This window comes from Acidovorax sp. GW835-FHT14B10 (assembly GCF_058793725.1).
In genome coordinates this window covers 1-1376 of sequence record NZ_JBXAGC010000072.1, presented here as the reverse complement: position 1 = coordinate 1376, position 1376 = coordinate 1, and the positions used below count along the sequence as shown (strand labels likewise).

The 1376-nt window shown below is 62.7% G+C and carries 1 protein-coding gene; it reads left to right on the top strand.

Translation table 11 applies throughout. The features are described from left to right. Window positions 1-63: 63 nt before the first annotated feature. A protein-coding gene (locus tag AC1Q5S_RS22240; protein WP_492239455.1) for an IS3 family transposase occupies window positions 64-1346 on the top strand; the annotation gives its coding sequence in 2 pieces (ribosomal slippage) (window positions 64-400 and window positions 400-1346; 1284 coding nt in all). Window positions 1347-1376 lie beyond the last annotated feature (30 nt).

The window sequence follows — 1376 nt, the reverse complement described above, 5'->3', positions numbered from 1 at the left end:
TGAGATAGCCCCCTGATTCCCCGGCCCCGTTCTATCGCTTATCTTTGAGATAGGAATAGGACTATGAATACGACTAGGCATACGGAGTCGGTGGAGGTGATTTTGAAAGACCAGCGCCGCAGGCGCTGGTCCCTCGCCGAGAAATCAGCCCTGGTACGGCGCACCTACGAACCCGGCATGAGCGTGTCGCTGGTGGCACGGCAGGAAGGCGTTACCGCCAGCCTGCTGTTCCAGTGGCGCAAGCTCGAACGGCAAGGTGCACTGACCGCCGTCTGTGCTGGTGAGGCAGTGGTACCGGCATCCGAGTTGGCAGCGGCGCGCGCGGAAATCGCCAAGCTCCAGCGCGTACTTGGCAAGAAGACCTTGGAGAACGAAATCCTCAAGGAAGCCGTGGAGTACGCCGCCGAAAAAAAGTGGATTGCGCGCTCGCCCTTGTTGCCCGGGGAAGACCAGTGAAGACGGTCTGCCGCACGATGGGGCTGGCGCGCTCGCACGTACGTAAGCTGCGTGGACGCGACGATAGTTGGACAGACGGGCGCTGCCAACGCACGCCCAAGGGCGATGCCCAGTTGCTGGCCGAGCTGCGCCAGGAGATTGCCGAGCTGCCCAGCTATGGCTACCGGCGTGCCTGTGCCCTGGTGAACCGCCAACGTAGCGCCAAGGGCGATGTGCATGTCAATGCAAAACGCGTCTATCGCGTCATGGCCCAGGCGGGGCTGTTGCTGCCCAAGGCCCCGCGTCGGCGCCAGTCATCTCGCACGCATGAAGGCCGTGTGGCAGTGGCACGCAGCGACCTGCGATGGTGCTCCGATGGCCTGGAAATCAAGTGCGACTCGGGCCAGACGGTGACGGCCACGTTCACCAAGGACTGCTGCGACCGCGAGGTTCTGGCCTGGCGTGCATGGGAGGGCAAGGGGCTGCCGGGGGAGCCGGTGCGCGAAATGCTCATTGAAGCCGTGGAGCGGCGCTTCGGGGCGGCGGATGCCATTCCCGCAGACCACCAACTGGAGTTTCTGAGCGACAACGGTGGTGCCTACATCGCGGCAGACACGCGAGCGTTGGCACGCTCACTGGGCCTCAAGCCCATCAACACACCTGTCTGCAGCCCGCAAAGCAACGGCATCGCCGAGAGCTTCGTAAACACCTTCAAACGCGACTACGTGGCGCGTATGGACCTGCAGGACGCCACGACGGTGTTGGCACAGTTGTCGGCCGCCTTCGAGCACTTCAACGAGGTGCATCCGCATTCATCGCTGAAAATGCGTTCGCCTCGGGAGTTCAGGAGGCAGCAGGCCGAACAATTGCGCCAGGAACCATCGACGGACCAGGCGCTTTATTGCGAATAGGATGGGGACGGGAATACAGGGGCAACATCA